This window comes from Curtobacterium sp. P97 (assembly GCF_023712445.1).
Taxonomy (GTDB): Bacteria; Actinomycetota; Actinomycetes; order Actinomycetales; family Microbacteriaceae; genus Curtobacterium.
The window spans coordinates 272,496-286,481 of sequence record NZ_JAMAYF010000002.1; the positions used below are offsets into that span (position 1 = coordinate 272,496).

Below are 13,986 nucleotides of genomic sequence, written 5' to 3' on the forward strand. Positions count from 1 at the left end.
GGTGCGTCCGGCGCAGCCGCGCAGGACGGTAGCCTGGTCCCCGTGAAGACGTTCGACGACCTGTTCGCGGAGCTGACCGAGAAGGCGCGCACGCGCCCGGAGGGCTCCGGCACCGTCGCCGAACTGGACGCCGGCGTGCACCAGATCGGCAAGAAGATCGTGGAGGAGGCCGCCGAGGTCTGGATGGCGGCCGAGTACGAGGGCGACGAGCGCACCTCGGAGGAGATCTCGCAGCTGATCTACCACCTCCAGGTGCTCATGGTCGCGAAGGGCCTCACCCCGGCGGACGTCTGGCGACATCTGTAGGAACGCGTGTCGCGCTCACCGAGCGCCACCGCGACCCGCAGCCGTCCCGACCTCCAGCAGAAAGCAGACCACCTGATGCTCCGCATCGCCGTGCCCAACAAGGGTTCGCTGTCCGAGACCGCCTCCGAGATGCTCAAGGAGGCCGGGTACGCCGGTCGCCGCGACCCGAAGGCGCTCCACCTCCTCGACGAGCGCAACGGCGTCGAGTTCTTCTTCCTCCGCCCGCGCGACATCGCGACGTACGTCGGCTCCGGCGCACTCGACGTCGGCATCACCGGCCGCGACCTGTTGCTCGACTCCGGGTCGGCGGCGCACGAGGTCGACGCGCTCGGGTTCGCCGACTCGACCTTCCGGTTCGCCGGGACGCCCGGCCGGTTCACCGAACTGCAGGACCTCGACGGCGTCCGCGTCGCGACGAGCTACCCGGGACTCGTGGGCGAGTTCCTCGCCCGGCACGGGGTGACCGCGACCCTCGTGAAGCTCGACGGCGCCGTCGAGAGCGCCGTGCGCCTCGGTGTCGCGGACGCCGTGGCCGACGTCGTCTCGACCGGCAGCACGCTCCGTGCCGCCGGGCTCGAGATCTTCGGTCCGGTGATCCTCGAGTCGACCGCGCTGCTCATCTCGACCGACGAGCGCATCCCGGGCATCGACGTCCTGCGTCGCCGCCTGCAGGGCGTGCTCGTCGCCCGCGGTTACGTCATGCTCGACTACGACATCCCGACCGATCTGTTGGAGCAGGCCACCGCGGTGGCGTCGGGCATCGAGTCGCCGACGGTCTCCCCGCTGCACGACCGCGACTGGTCGGCCGTCCGCGTGATGATCCCGCGCGAGGACGCGAACCTCATCATGGACGCGCTGTACGACCTCGGTGCGCGCGCCATCCTGGTCAGCCCGATCCACGCCGCACGCCTGTGAACGACGCGGTGCGAGCCGACGTGACCGGACCCGACAGCGGCGCGGCCGGTGTCGCCGGTGGCGTCTCGGTCCGGGTCATCCCGTGCCTCGACGTGTCCGGCGGTCGCGTCGTCAAGGGCGTCAACTTCCTCGACCTGCAGGACGCCGGCGACCCGGTCGAGCTCGCGGCCCGCTACTACGAGCAGGGTGCCGACGAGCTGACCTTCCTCGACGTCGGTGCCACGGTCGAGAACCGCGCGACCATGTACGAGACGGTGACGCGCACGGCGGAGCAGGTCTTCATCCCGCTCACCGTCGGCGGTGGCGTCCGGAGCGTCGACGACGTCTCCCGCCTGCAGCAGTGCGGCGCGGACAAGATCGGCGTCAACAGCGCGGCGATCGCGCGGCCGGAGCTCGTGAGCGAGATCGCCGACCGCTTCGGCGCGCAGGCGGTGGTGCTGTCGCTCGACGTCAAGCGCTCGGACCGGATGCCCTCCGGTTTCGTCGTCACGACCCACGGCGGACGGACCGAGTCCGACCTCGACGCGATCGCGTGGGCACGCGAGGGCGTCGAGCGCGGCGCGGGCGAGCTGCTCGTCAACTCGATCGACGCGGACGGCACGAAGCACGGCTTCGACCTCGAGCTCATCGCCGCGGTGCGTGCGGTGTCGTCGGTCCCGGTCATCGGCTCGGGAGGCGCCGGTCGCCTCGAGCACTTCGCCCCGGCCGTCGAGGCGGGCGCGGACGCCGTGCTCGCTGCCAGCGTCTTCCACCGGGGCGAGATGACCATCGGGGACGTCAAGGCGGCGCTGCGCGCCGCCGGCCAGCCCGTCCGCTGACACCCCGTCCGCCGACACCCCGCCGTAGGCTAGGAGTCTCATGACCGACAGCACCAGCACCAGCACGGAAGCGGTCCTCGACCGCGCACGGTTCGGTGCGGACGGCCTGCTCCCCGCAGTCGTGCAGGAGGAGTCCTCGAAGGACGTCCTCATGCTCGGCTGGATGGACCGCGAAGCCCTCCGCCGCACCCTGACCGAGGGCCGCGTGACCTTCTGGTCGCGCTCCCGACAGGAGTACTGGCGCAAGGGCGACACGTCCGGGCACGCGCAGTACGTCCGGGCTGCCGCACTCGACTGCGACGACGACACGCTGCTCGTCACCGTGCAGCAGGTCGGGGCCGCCTGCCACACCGGTGCGCACAGCTGCTTCGAGGTCGACCCGCTCGAGCCCGTGACCGCGACCGCGCCGCTGCAGGCCGCGCCGGCGCAGGCCGGGACGGACGCGACTGGCCCGACGTCGGCGACCACGACCGCGGAGGCGATCCGATGACCGGCGCGAGCCGCGCGGAGGAGCCGCGCACGACCTCCCGGCAGGCCTTCGACGACCTGCTCGACGGCCACCGCGTCGTCCCCGTCGTCCGCGCGCTCTACGCCGACAGCGAGACGCCGGTCGGTGTGTACCGCAAGCTGGCGGACGGTCGCCCCGGTTCGTTCCTGCTCGAGTCCGCCGGCCAGGGCGGCCTGTGGTCGCGCTGGTCCTTCGTCGGCGTCCGGAGCTTCGGCGTCCTGACCCAGGACGGCGACCGGGCGTCCTGGATCGACACCGGCATCCCGGCGTCGCGGGCCGTCGGCTCGCTCGACGGCGCCCCCCTCGACGTCCTCGCCCGCCTGCACGACCGGTGGGCGACGCCCCGCGTTCCCGGCACCCCGCCCCTGGTCGGCGGCACGGTCGGGTTCATCGGGTGGGAGGCCGTGCGGCAGCTCGAGCACCTGCCGAACGTGCCCGCGGCCGACTTCGAGGTGCCCGGGCAGGCCCTCGCCTTCGTGTCCGAGCTCGCGGCGCTCGACCACCGCACCGGCCTCGTGCTCCTCGTCGCGAGCGTCCTCAACGACGGCACCGACGACCCGGACACGATGTGGTCCGACGCGCAGTCCCGGCTCGACCGGATGCAGGCGGACCTGGTGCAGCCGAGCGCGGCGACGGTCGCCGAGGCGTTCGAGATCGCCGAGCCGACCCCGCGCCACCGGACGTCGCCGGAGGACTACATGGCCGCGGTCGAGCGGTCCAAGGACTTCATCCGCGACGGTGACGTCTTCCAGGTCGTCGTCTCGCAGCGGTTCGACCACGACGTCACCGCCGACCCGCTCGACGTCTACCGGGTGCTCCGGACACTGAACCCGAGCCCGTACATGTACTTCCTTGCGCTGGCGGACAGCGCCGACGAGCGCTTCTGGATCGTCGGCGCCTCGCCCGAGGCCCTGGTCAAGGTGCAGGACGGGCGGGCGATCACCCACCCGATCGCCGGCTCGCGCCCACGCGGCGCGAGCCCGGTCGAGGACGTCCGCCTGGGTGACGAGCTGCTCGCCGACCCGAAGGAGCGCGCCGAGCACCTCATGCTGGTCGACCTCGCCCGGAACGACCTGCAGAAGGTGTGCGAGCCGGGGACCGTCGCGGTGACCGAGTTCATGACCGTCGAGCGCTTCAGCCACATCATGCACCTGGTGTCGAGCGTCGAGGGATCGGTCCGACCGGGAGCCTCGGCGATCGACGTCTTCCGCGCGACCTTCCCGGCCGGCACCCTGTCGGGGGCACCGAAGCCGCGTGCGCTCGAGATCATCGACGAGCTGGAACCGGCGAAGCGCGGGGCGTACGCGGGCGTGGTCGGCTACTTCGACTTCGCCGGTGACGCCGACCTGGCGATCGCCATCCGTACGGCGCTCATCAAGGACGGGGTCGCACGCGTGCAGGCCGGTGCCGGCCTGGTCGCCGACTCCGACCCGCGCACCGAGCACGAGGAGGCCGTGAACAAGGCGGCCGCCCCGCTGCGCGCGGTCGCGACCGCGAACCGGATGCGCGAGGTGCGCGCGTGACGGCCCGGCGCTCCCGCCCGCTCGTCGTCGTCGCCGGCCTCGCGGTCGCCGGTATCGTGATGCTGTCGTGGACCCAGACGTGGTTCACGGTGCACCTGCACGCCGGTACCGCGGTGGTGCCGCGCGTGGTGGCGGACGGTGCCGCGGTCGTCCCGCAGTACACGGCGCTCGCGATCGCGAGCCTGGCGCTGTTCCTCGCGCTGACGATCGCCGGCCGTGTGCTGCGCGTCGTGCTCGCGGCCGTCGAGGTGCTGCTCGGCATCGCCGTCGTGGCGACCGGCATCGGCGCCCTGGCGGACCCCGTCGCGGCGTCGAAGGGCGCGGTGGGCGAGGTCGCGGGCGTCAGCGACACCGGCGCGGTGCGCCAGGTCGTCGACCGGGTCGACGTCACCGCGTGGCCCGCCGTCGGCATCGCGGGTGGCGTGCTCGCCGTGGTGCTCGGGATCGTCGTGTTCGTGGTGCAGCGGCAGTGGCCCGGGCCGACCCGGAAGTACGCCGCGGCGACCGCCGGGGCCGCCGCCGACGCCCGTGCGGCCGCGCCGACCCAGCGCGACGCGATCACCGACTGGGACGACCTCAGCGCCGGTGACGACCCGACCGCCGGGGACGGTTCGGTGGGGGAACCGCCCACGACCGACACGGTAGGATCGGATCGGCGCCGATCGGACGACGGCGCCGGAGCAGAACGAGGAGCACCGTGAGCAACACTGAGCCCGCAGAACTCGGCGAAGGCCACTCGCCCGCCGCCTGGACCGCCGTCGTGATCATGCTGATCGGCTTCGCGGCAGGCACGCTGTTCTTCTGGTTCGACCTGGCGTGGGGCGTCTGGGCGTCCGCCGTCGTCGTGGTGATCGGGCTCGTCGTCGGCGCCGTGATGGCGAAGGCCGGCTACGGCGTCAACGGTCCGAAGTACGTCGCCAAGCACCACGCGGAGTAGTCCCGTGCCGAACGTGCTCGAGACCCTCGTCGCGGGCGCGCTCGAGGACGCCGCCGCCCGTCGTGTCGACCGTCCGCTCTCGGACGTCGAGCGCGACCTGGACCGGGTGGCGTCGCCGCTCGACGCCCTCGACTTCCTGTCGCCCGGCGACCGCGTGAAGATCCTCGCCGAGGTCAAGCGCGCGAGCCCGTCGCGCGGCTCCATGGCGCCCATCGAGGACCCGGCCGCCCTCGCCGCCGACTACGAGCGTGGCGGAGCGTCGACGATCAGCGTGCTCACCGAGGGGCGGAAGTTCCTCGGCAGCCTCGCCGACCTCGAGGCGGTGAAGGCGCGCGTGTCGCTGCCGGTGCTCCGCAAGGACTTCATCGCCGACCCGTACCAGGTGCTCGAGGCCCGTGCGGCCGGTGCCGACCTGGTGCTGCTGATCGTTGCAGCGCTGGAGCAGCGACAGCTCGTGGAGCTGCACGAGCTCGCCGAGCAGCTCGGCATGCGCGTGCTCGTCGAGGCCCACTCCGGTGACGAGGTCTCCCGTGGCCTCGACGCCGGCGCGCGGATCCTCGGCGTCAACGCCCGCGACCTCACCGACTTCTCGCTGGACCGCGACCTCTTCGGCTCCCTCGCCGATCGCATCCCCGACGGGGTCGTGCGCGTCGCCGAGTCGGCCGTCGCCGGGCCCGCCGACGTCGCCCACTACCGCGCAGCGGGTGCCGACGTCGTCCTGGTGGGGGAGGCGCTCGTCACGGGCGCGGACCCCGCCACCACCCTCGCGTCGTTCATCGCCGCGGCGGACGGCTCCGGCCGCCCGCGCGCCTGACCGACACCGTCCCACCGGTCGCCCCGCACACCGGGGCGTCCGAACACCCCGGGAGACCCACCGTGACCTCACTCCGTGACCTGCAGGGCCCGTACTTCGGCGACTTCGGCGGACGCTTCGTCCCCGAGTCGCTCGTGCTCGCGCTCGACGAGCTCGAGACCGCCTTCCGCGCGGCCTGGGCGGACCCGGCGTTCCGCGAGGAGCTCGACACGCTCCAGCGCGAGTACACCGGCCGCCCGTCGATCATCACCGAGGCGCCGCGGTTCGCGAAGCACGCCGGTGGTGCCCGGATCATCCTCAAGCGCGAGGACCTCAACCACACCGGTTCGCACAAGATCAACAACGTGCTCGGTCAGGCCCTCGTCGCGAAGCGGCTCGGCAAGACCCGGCTCATCGCCGAGACGGGAGCCGGGCAGCACGGTGTCGCGACGGCCACCGCCGCTGCGCTCTTCGGGATGGACTGCGTCGTGTACATGGGCGCCGTCGACACCGAGCGCCAGGCACTGAACGTGGCGCGGATGCGGCTGCTCGGTGCCGAGGTGATCCCGGTCGAGACGGGGTCGCGCACGCTGAAGGACGCCATCAACGACGCGCTGCGCGACTGGGTGGCGAACGTCGACTCGACGCACTACCTGCTCGGCACCGTCGCGGGGCCGCACCCGTTCCCGGAGATGGTCCGCGAGTTCCACAAGGTGATCGGCGAAGAGGCCCGACAGCAGGTCCTCGACCGCATCGGTCGCCTGCCGGACGCCGTCGCCGCGTGCGTCGGCGGCGGCTCGAACGCGATGGGCATCTTCGAGGCCTTCCTCGACGACGAGTCGGTCCGGTTGCACGGCTTCGAGGCCGGCGGCGACGGCATCGAGACGGGGCGGCACGCCGCGAGCATCTCGCTCGGGCGCACCGGTGTCCTCCAGGGCACGATGTCGTACCTCATGCAGGACGAGGACGGCCAGACCATCGAGAGCCACAGCATCTCGGCGGGCCTCGACTACCCGAGCGTCGGTCCCGAGCACGCCTACCTGGCCTCGATCGGCCGCGCGCAGTACTCGCCGATCACCGACGCCGAGGCGATGGAGGCCTTCCGCCTGCTCGGCCGGACCGAGGGCATCCTGCCGGCCATCGAGTCGGCGCACGCGCTCGCAGGGGCGATCAAGCTGGGCAAGGAGCTCGGCCCCGACGGCGTCGTGCTGGTGTCCCTGTCCGGACGTGGTGACAAGGACGTCGCGTCCGCCAGTCGCTACTTCGGCATCCTCGACGAGAACGCGGTGCAGCTGTGACGAACCCCGGTCCCTCCACCTCGGTCGCGACGACGATCGACACCGCCAACGCCGAGCGCGCCGGAGCCGTCGTCGGGTACCTGCCCGCCGGCTTCCCCGACCTGCAGACGAGCGTGGACGCGGCGGTCGCCCTCGCCGAGAACGGCGTCGACGTCATCGAGCTCGGCCTGCCGTACTCCGACCCGGTGATGGACGGTCCGGTGATCCAGCGCGCTGCGGAGGAGAGCCTGGCGAACGGCTTCCGTGTCGCGCAGGTCTTCGACGCCGTCGACCAGATCACGAGCCGTGTCGACGTGCCCGTGCTCGTCATGACCTACTGGAACCCGGTGCTCCGGTACGGGGTCGACCGGTTCGCCGACGACCTCGTCGCGGCCGGGGCGTCCGGGCTCATCACCCCGGACCTCATCCCGGACGAGGGTCGCGCCTGGATCGACGCCTCCGAGCGCACCGGGCTCGACCGGGTCTTCCTCGCGGCGCCGTCCTCGACGGACACCCGCATGGAGCAGGCGGTCCGCTCCAGCCGCGGCTTCGTCTACGCCGTGTCGACGATGGGCGTCACCGGCGCCCGCGTCGGCGTCGACACCGCCGCCCGCACCGTCGTGTCGCGACTGCGCGAGGCCGGTGTGGAGCGCACGTGCGTCGGCCTCGGCATCTCGACGGCAGACCAGGTGCGCGAGGTCCTCGAGTACGCCGACGGGGCGATCGTCGGGTCCGCCTTCGTGCGCGCCCTCGCCGACCTCGGCGTGCAGGGGGTCGCGGACCGCGCGGCCGACCTGACCAGCGGCGCCGCGCGCAGCTGAGGCGAGCACCGGTCCGGACGGGAGGCGCGGTGTCGGTGGGTCGACCGGCGCACCGGCCCCGCGCCTCCCGTGCACCGTGCTCCCAGTTCCCACAGGTCGACCCACCCCGTTCCTGGTCGGCGCGGTTCCCGCGCTACAGTGAGCGGGGCCGACCCTCCAGCGGCACCGCGGCCGTCCAGCACCGAAAGGCGACAGCACCTCCATGCCCCTCCTGAGCATCCCGAGCCCGAGCACCGCGTGGCAGTACTTCGACCTGACCGCCTGGCTGCGCGACGTCTTCGGGTGGTCGCTGCCGCTCGACTTCCGCATCCACGCGTACGCGATCTGCATCCTGCTGGGCATCGTCGCGGCCGTCGTGCTCGCGAACCGGCGGCTCAACGCCCGCGGGGTCGAGCGCTGGATCATCATCGACATCGCGATCTGGGCGGTGCCCGCCGGCATCATCGGCGGTCGGTTGTTCCATGTGTTCAGCCACGTCAGCGACTACTTCGGGCCGGGGCGTGACCCGCTCTCGTTCCTCTACATCTGGGAGGGCGGGCTGGCCATCTTCGGCGCGCTCATCCTCGGGTCGGTCGGTGCGTACATCGGGTGCCGTCAGGTGGGCCTGCGCTTCTCGACCCTGATCGACGCGATCGCTCCCGGCGTCCTGCTCGCCCAGGCGTTCGGTCGCCTCGGCAACTACTTCAACCACGAGCTCTTCGGCATGCCGACGAGCCTGCCGTGGGGGCTCGAGATCGAGTCGTCGAACGCGGCGTTCCCGAAGGGGCTGCCCGAGGGCACCCTGTTCCACCCGACCTTCCTCTACGAGATCATCTGGAACGTCGTGGGCGTCGTCGTGATCCTGCTGCTCGACAAGCGGTTCCGGCTGCAGTGGGGCAAGGTCATGGCGCTCTACCTGATCTGGTACGGCACCGGTCGCTCGGTCCTCGAGTCCATCCGCGTCGACACGAGCGAGACCTTCGCCGGGATCCGCACGAACGTCTGGATGTCCTTCGCCGCGATCCTGCTCGGCATCGTGATCTTCCTCGTACAGACCCGTCGGCACACCGGCAACGAGCCCAGCCCGTACCTGCCGGGTCGCGAGCCGCGTCGGTCCTCCGATGTAGACTCGGACGACACCTGGTCGGAACACGCCGACGACGCTCCGGCTGTCGCCGACGACGCCGATCCGGTCCCAGCAGCAGGCCGCGCGCGGTAACTCCGCGACCGGCAGCACCGGCTCCTCGGACGGCACCCGCCGGCCGCGGGGCACCATCCGAACGGTCGGGTCGCCACGAGCGGCCCCGCCACCTCGCGCGTCGTCTGCGCACCCTCCACGGCGACGCGCACGGGCACCAGGTCCGCCCGCTCGGGCGGAACGCACCACCGGGCCACCGACGTCCCTGTTCCACTCCCTCGTGAGGACGGTTCCCCATGGCGCTCCAGCCAGACCCTGCCCCCCGTTCGACGCGCTCCCTGCAGCCGGCGCACCGACGATTCTCGGCCGTGCCCGAGGCGACCGGTGCGTACGACCCGGCGAACGAGAAGGACGCCTGCGGCCTCGCGATGGTCGCGACGCTCCGCGGTACCGCGGGGCACGACATCGTCGACGCCGCGCTGGGTGCACTCCGGAACCTCGAGCACCGCGGTGCCGTCGGTTCCGACGCGGGCACCGGTGACGGCGCGGGCATCCTGTGCCAGGTGCCGGACGCGTTCCTGCGCGACGAGGTGCCGTTCGACCTGCCCGCCGCGGGGGAGTACGCCGTCGGGACGGCCTACCTGCCCGTCGACGAGGACGAGCGCCACGCGGTGAAGGGTGCGGTCGAGCGCCTGGCCCGCGAGGAGGGCCTGAAGGTCCTCGGGTGGCGTGCGGTCCCGGTTCGGCCGGAGGTCCTCGGGACGCTCGCGCGCGCCGCGATGCCGGCGTTCGAGCAGCTGTTCGTCGCCTCCACCCGTCACGACGTGCACGGCGCCGCCTGGAGCGGCATCGCCCTCGACCGGCAGGCCTTCCGACTGCGCAAGCGCGCGGAGCACGGCGTCGAGGTCTACTTCATGTCGCTGTCCAGCCGCACCATGGTCTACAAGGGCATGGTCACGACGCTCCAGCTCGAGCCGTTCTACCCGGACCTCAGCGACGAGCGCTTCGCCTCGAAGCTCGCGATCGTGCACTCGCGCTACTCGACGAACACCTTCCCGTCGTGGCCGCTGGCGCAACCGTTCCGGACGCTCGCCCACAACGGCGAGATCAACACCGTCCGCGGCAACCGGAACTGGATGCGGGCGCGCCAGTCGCAGCTCGAGAGCGAGCTGCTCGGCGACCTCGCACCGCTGCTGCCGATCGTCAGCCCGGGCGCGAGCGACTCGGCGTCGTTCGACGAGACCCTCGAGCTGCTCACGCTGACCGGCCGCAGCCTGCCGCACGCGGTGTCGATGATGGTGCCGGAGGCCTGGGAGAACCAGGTCGGGATGGACCCCGACCTGCGGGCGTTCTACGAGTACCACTCGATGCTCATGGAGCCGTGGGACGGCCCGGCGGCCATCACGTTCACCGACGGCGCGGTCGTCGGCGCGACGCTCGACCGCAACGGCCTGCGTCCCGGGCGATTCCTGGTGACCGACGACGGCCTCATCGTGATGGGCTCGGAGACGGGCGTCATCGACGTGCCGCCGGGCAAGGTCGTCCGCAAGGGCCGCCTGCGTCCGGGTCGGATGTTCGTCGTGGACACCGAGGCCGGGCGGATCATCGAGGACGACGAGGTCAAGCGCGAGCTGGCGACCGCGGGGCCGTGGGCGCAGTGGCTCGACGAGGGGCGCATCAACCTGAGCGACCTGCCGGAGCGCGAGCACATCGTGCACACCCCGGCGTCGGTCACCCGGCGACAGCGCGCGTTCGGCTACACGGAGGAAGAGGTCCGCATCCTCCTCCGCCCGATGGCGCAGACGGGTGCGGAGCCCCTCGGCGCGATGGGCTCGGACACGCCGATCGCCGTGCTCTCCGAGCGCCCGCGCCTGCTGTTCGACTACTTCACGCAGCAGTTCGCGCAGGTGACGAACCCGCCGCTGGACTCGATCCGCGAGCAGGTCATCACCTCGATGGGCATGGGCCTCGGGCCGGAGCGCAACCTGCTGAGCGCCGGCCCCGAGCACGCGAAGCAGATCGTGCTCGACTTCCCGGTGATCGACAACGACGAGCTCGCGAAGATCCAGCACTTCGAGACGGAGTCCGGTCGGCACCTGACGGTGACGATCAAGGGCCTGTACCGCGTCGACGCGGGCAAGAAGGCGATGCAGAAGCGCATCGCCGCGGTCTGCGACGAGGTCGACCAGGCGATCGAGTCGGGCAAGCAGTTCATCGTGCTGTCCGACCGTGACGGCAACGCCGAGCAGGCACCCGTGCCGAGCCTGCTGCTGCTCGCTGCGGTGCACCACCACCTCATCCGCACCGAGCAGCGCATGAAGGTCGGACTCATCGTCGAGGCCGGCGACGTGCGCGAGGTCCACCACGTCGCGACCCTGATCGGCTACGGCGCCTCGGCGATCAACCCGTACCTGGCCATGGAGACCTGCGAGAACCTCGTGCGCTCGGGGATGATCACCGGGATCACCCCGGAGCAGGCCGTCCGGAACGTCATCAAGGCGCTCGGCAAGGGCGTGCTCAAGATCATGTCGAAGATGGGCATCTCGACGGTGTCCAGCTACGCCGGCGCCCAGGCGTTCGAGGCGGTCGGGCTCAGCCAGGAGTTCGTCGACCGGTACTTCACCGGGACGTCGTCCATCCTCGGTGGCGTCGGGATCGAGGTCATCGCCAAGGAGAACGCCGAGCGGCACGCCCAGGCGTACCCGCAGGACGGCGCCGTGCTGTCGCACGAGCGGCTGCAGACCGGCGGCGAGTACCAGTGGCGCCGTGAGGGTCCGCCGCACCTGTTCAACCCGGACACGGTGTTCCGGCTCCAGCACGCCACCCGTGCCCGTCGGTACGACATCTTCCGCGAGTACTCGCAGGCGGTCGACGACCAGTCCGAGGAGCTCATGACGCTCCGCGGTCTGTTCCGGTTCCGTCACGGCGTCCGGAAGCCGATCGCGTTGGACGAGGTCGAGCCGATCGAGTCGATCGTGCAGCGGTTCAACACCGGCGCGATGTCCTACGGGTCGATCTCACAAGAGGCCCACGAGACCCTCGCGATCGCGATGAACCGCCTCGGTGCGCGCTCGAACACGGGCGAGGGCGGCGAGGACGTCGAGCGTCTGCTCGACCCCGAGCGTCGCAGTGCGATCAAGCAGGTCGCCTCCGGTCGGTTCGGCGTCACGAGCATGTACCTGACGCACGCGACCGACATCCAGCTGAAGATGGCGCAGGGCGCGAAGCCGGGCGAGGGCGGGCAGCTGCCGCCGACGAAGGTGTACCCGTGGGTCGCCCGCACGCGGCACGCCACCGCCGGCGTCGGACTCATCTCGCCGCCGCCGCACCACGACATCTACTCGATCGAGGACCTCAAGCAGCTGATCTTCGACGTCAAGCGGGCGAACCCGGCCGCGCGCGTCCACGTGAAGCTCGTGAGCCAGTCCGGCATCGGCGCGGTCGCAGCGGGCGTGACGAAGGCGCTGGCCGACGTCGTGCTCGTGTCGGGCCACGACGGTGGCACCGGCGCGTCCCCGCTCAACTCGCTGAAGCACGCGGGCACCCCGTGGGAGATCGGTCTCGCCGAGACCCAGCAGACCCTGATGCTGAACGGCATGCGCGACCGGGTGGTCGTGCAGGTGGACGGGCAGATGAAGACCGGCCGTGACGTCGTCGTGGCGGCGCTGCTCGGCGCCGAGGAGTACGGCTTCGCGACGGCTCCGCTCGTCGTCGAGGGCTGCATCCTCATGCGCGTCTGCCACCTGGACACGTGCCCGGTCGGCGTCGCGACGCAGAACCCGGAGCTCCGGAAGCGCTTCACGGGCAAGCCGGAGTTCGTCGTCAACTTCTTCGAGTTCATCGCGCAGGAGGTCCGGGAGCTCCTCGCCGAGCTCGGCTTCCGCACGCTGGACGAGGCGATCGGGCAGGTCGACGCGCTCGACACCGACCGTGCCGTCGAGCACTGGAAGGCCTCCGGTCTCGACCTCGCGCCGGTGCTGCACGGACCGGAGTTCGGCCGCGACGAGCCCCGACGCCACCTGCGTGAGCAGGACCACGAGCTCGACGAGCACTTCGACGTGCAGCTCGTCCAGCAGACGGCGGACGTGCTGGAGCACGGTGGTTCCGTTGCGCTCGACCTGCCGATCCGCAACACGGAGCGCGCGGTCGGCACCATGCTCGGCCACGAGGTCACGCTGCGGCACGGCGAGCACGGCCTGCCCGCCGGGTCGATCGACATCACGCTGCGCGGCTCGGCCGGGCAGTCCCTCGGTGCGTTCCTGCCCGCCGGCATCACGCTCCGCCTGGTCGGGGACAGCAACGACTACGTCGGCAAGGGCCTGTCCGGCGGCGCCATCGTCGTCCGTCCGGACACCGAGTCGGCGTTCGAACCGTCGGAGAACGTCATCGCCGGCAACGTCATCGGCTACGGCGCGACCCAGGGCAGCATGTTCATCCGCGGCATCGTGGGCGAGCGCTTCCTCGTCCGCAACTCCGGCGCGACCGCGGTCGTCGAGGGCGTCGGCGACCACGCACTCGAGTACATGACCGGCGGGCTCGCACTGATCCTGGGCGAGACCGGACGCAACCTCGGCGCCGGTATGTCCGGCGGCACCGCGTACGTGCGCGGCCTCCGTCGGGAACACGTGAACGCCGACGCGCTGGCGACCGGTGAGCTGCGGCTCGAGGAACTGGACAGCGCCGACGTCGAGATCGTCACCGACCTGCTCCGGCAGCACCTCGCCGAGACCGGGTCGACCGTGGCCGGCGACCTGCTCGACTCCGGCGACCTCGGCGACTTCGTCAAGGTGCTCCCGCGGGACTACGCCGCCGTGCTCGCGACCCGCCAGCAGGCGGTCGACGAGGGCCTCGACCCCGACGGCACCGTCGTCTGGAACCGCATCCTGGAGGTCACCGGTGGCTGACACGACCCGGGCCGCCGTGCGGACGCGCATCCCGACCGATGCGGACACGCAGACCCACACCCCCGTC

12 protein-coding genes are annotated in these 13,986 nt (G+C 71.7%); all 12 read left to right on the top strand.

Features of this window, described 5'->3' with window-relative positions; translation table 11 throughout:
• Nucleotides 1–42 precede the first annotated feature (42 nt).
• Entirely contained in the window at nucleotides 43–306 is a 264-nt protein-coding gene (locus M3677_RS03130) for a phosphoribosyl-ATP diphosphatase (RefSeq protein WP_058726551.1), read from the top strand.
• A 75-nt stretch (nucleotides 307–381) separates the two neighbouring features.
• Nucleotides 382–1,221, top strand: coding sequence for an ATP phosphoribosyltransferase (gene hisG / locus M3677_RS03135; protein WP_251159793.1), 840 nt, complete (start codon nucleotides 382–384; stop codon nucleotides 1,219–1,221).
• Nucleotides 1,222–1,241: 20 nt separating this feature from the next.
• Nucleotides 1,242–2,039, top strand: coding sequence for an imidazole glycerol phosphate synthase subunit HisF (gene hisF / locus M3677_RS03140; protein WP_251155027.1), 798 nt, complete (start codon nucleotides 1,242–1,244; stop codon nucleotides 2,037–2,039).
• A gap of 40 nt (nucleotides 2,040–2,079) precedes the next feature.
• Nucleotides 2,080–2,529 (top strand): phosphoribosyl-AMP cyclohydrolase, encoded by a 450-nt coding sequence (gene hisI / locus M3677_RS03145; RefSeq protein WP_251159769.1) that lies wholly within the window; start codon nucleotides 2,080–2,082, stop codon nucleotides 2,527–2,529.
• Nucleotides 2,526–4,070, top strand: a complete 1,545-nt coding sequence (locus M3677_RS03150; RefSeq protein WP_251155025.1) for an anthranilate synthase component I — start codon at nucleotides 2,526–2,528, stop codon at nucleotides 4,068–4,070. Before hisI ends, M3677_RS03150 begins: the two co-directional genes overlap by 4 nt.
• A complete protein-coding gene (locus M3677_RS03155) occupies nucleotides 4,067–4,771 on the top strand; it encodes a Trp biosynthesis-associated membrane protein (protein ID WP_251159770.1) in 705 nt (234 codons plus the stop codon). The genes M3677_RS03150 and M3677_RS03155 overlap by 4 nt, the downstream gene beginning before the upstream one ends.
• Nucleotides 4,768–5,007: a DUF6704 family protein gene (locus M3677_RS03160; protein ID WP_066654504.1), complete on the top strand. Its 240-nt coding sequence runs from the start codon at nucleotides 4,768–4,770 to the stop codon at nucleotides 5,005–5,007. Before M3677_RS03155 ends, M3677_RS03160 begins: the two co-directional genes overlap by 4 nt.
• A 13-nt stretch (nucleotides 5,008–5,020) precedes the next feature.
• Complete coding sequence (gene trpC, locus M3677_RS03165; protein WP_251159794.1) at nucleotides 5,021–5,821, top strand: indole-3-glycerol phosphate synthase TrpC; 801 nt, start codon at nucleotides 5,021–5,023, stop codon at nucleotides 5,819–5,821.
• Nucleotides 5,822–5,883: 62 nt separating this feature from the next.
• Nucleotides 5,884–7,098 (top strand): tryptophan synthase subunit beta, encoded by a 1,215-nt coding sequence (gene trpB / locus M3677_RS03170; protein WP_066654498.1) that lies wholly within the window; start codon nucleotides 5,884–5,886, stop codon nucleotides 7,096–7,098.
• A 35-nt stretch (nucleotides 7,099–7,133) separates the two neighbouring features.
• Nucleotides 7,134–7,898, top strand: a complete 765-nt coding sequence (gene trpA, locus M3677_RS03175; RefSeq protein WP_251159795.1) for a tryptophan synthase subunit alpha — start codon at nucleotides 7,134–7,136, stop codon at nucleotides 7,896–7,898.
• Nucleotides 7,899–8,100: 202 nt separating this feature from the next.
• A complete protein-coding gene (gene lgt, locus M3677_RS03180) occupies nucleotides 8,101–9,096 on the top strand; it encodes a prolipoprotein diacylglyceryl transferase (RefSeq protein WP_251159771.1) in 996 nt (331 codons plus the stop codon).
• Nucleotides 9,097–9,311: 215 nt separating this feature from the next.
• Nucleotides 9,312–13,919 (top strand): glutamate synthase large subunit, encoded by a 4,608-nt coding sequence (gene gltB / locus M3677_RS03185; protein WP_285844427.1) that lies wholly within the window; start codon nucleotides 9,312–9,314, stop codon nucleotides 13,917–13,919.
• Nucleotides 13,920–13,986: the final 67 nt, after the last annotated feature.